The sequence below is a fragment of the Kitasatospora sp. NPDC093558 genome, assembly GCF_040683475.1.
In the GTDB taxonomy this organism is placed as follows: Bacteria; Actinomycetota; Actinomycetes; order Streptomycetales; family Streptomycetaceae; genus Kitasatospora.
Map to the genome: position 1 here is coordinate 1 of NZ_JBFBDY010001370.1, position 1,089 is coordinate 1,089.

A 1,089-nucleotide genomic window follows, 5' to 3' on the forward strand; every position below is an offset into this window, starting at 1 on the left:
TCGGTGAGGACGATGACGTCGCGGCCACCACCGGCGGCACCACCGTCAACCACACCTACGACAGCGCCGACCGGATGGTGGACTCCGGCTACGTCTACGACGACTTCGGCCGTACCACCGCCGCACCGGGCGGCACCTCGATCTCCTACTACGCCAACGACATGGTGTACCAGCAGACGAGCGGCGCCCAGCGGCAGACCTGGCAGCTCGACGCCGGCCAGCGGATCCGGTCCTGGACCGCGGAGTCCAACGCCTCGGGTGCCTGGGCCCAGACCGGTTCGAAGGTCAACCACTACGCCAACGACAACGACTCACCGCGCTGGCTCGTGGAGGACCCGACGGCAGGGACGCTCACCCGCTTCGTCGGCGGCGCCGACGGCGTGGTCGGCGCGACCACCAGCAAGACCGGTGACACCACCCTCTACCTGACCAACATCCACGGAGACGTCAACCTCATCCTGCCGCTGGACACCACCAAGTCCTCGACGGTCCTCGACGCGGACGAGTTCGGTAAGCCGAAGGCCGTGACCAGCTCCAGGTACGGCTGGCTCGGCGGCTTCCAGCGGTCGACCGAGACCCCGACGGGTCTCACCCTCATGGGCGCCCGGCTCTACGACCCCAACGTCGGCCGGTTCCTGTCGGTGGACCCGCAGTACGGCGGCAACGCCAACTCCTACGAGTACGGTTTCGGCGACCCGGTCAACCGGGTGGACCTGGACGGTCGCTGGTCCTGGACCCGTACCAAATTCTTCAGCTGGGGCCGGGTCTGGGCGAGGATGTTCACTGCGGGCTGGGGCAGCAGCTACGGCTACATCATGGCCCAGGCGACATTCACCCCGCGGTGGACCGGGCGGGTCGCCGACTACAGCGGATTCATCTACGGGCCCGCAGGCGCGATCGCGGCACTGTTCGGGCCGGCGGGCGCCGCGATCGGAGTGGCGATCGGTGTCATCGGAGCGGCAGCCCAAGGCGCGGCTACCTGGGCCAGGAACACTCACATGTGCCTCGCCATCAACGCATCGGCGGACCTAGTCGTCGGCCGGTGGACCCAGATCCCCTACTACGCGCCCAACGCGGCGGCGTTCCCAT

Annotated in this window: 1 protein-coding gene; it reads left to right on the forward strand. The window is 68.5% G+C overall.

Annotated elements, in window-relative coordinates; translation table 11 throughout:
- Positions 1 to 1,089, forward strand: a 1,089-nt coding sequence (locus AB0O00_RS41060) for an RHS repeat-associated core domain-containing protein (RefSeq protein WP_363659750.1), incomplete at both ends; no start/stop codon positions are given.